The organism is Streptomyces torulosus, from assembly GCF_001419765.1.
Lineage (GTDB): Bacteria > Actinomycetota > Actinomycetes > Streptomycetales > Streptomycetaceae > Streptomyces > Streptomyces torulosus.
The window spans coordinates 2,404-2,615 of the sequence record NZ_LIRK01000693.1; the positions used below are offsets into that span (position 1 = coordinate 2,404).

General features: G+C 69.3%; 1 pseudogene. It reads right to left on the minus strand.

Annotated features, from left to right (window positions below):
• Positions 1–121: pseudogene (locus AOK23_RS50835) on the minus strand (NUDIX hydrolase); the annotation flags it as partial.
• Between the last annotated feature and the right edge of the window lie 91 nt (positions 122–212).

A 212-nucleotide genomic window follows, 5' to 3' on the forward strand; every position in this document is an offset into this window, starting at 1 on the left:
CGGTGTGGCAGGCCTCGCAGGTGCGGGGCCAGCCGGAAACGCCCTCACCGTAGGGCGCTCCGCAACTGGAACAATGCGAGTCCGGTGCGGAGTTGGCGGTTGGGTGTTGATTTGCGGACACGCGGCGGACTGTATCCGATCATCTGCTGGTCGTCCTGTCGGGGCGCCGCAATGCGCCACCGAGCGGTCGGTGGGCGGGGACGGGTGCCGGT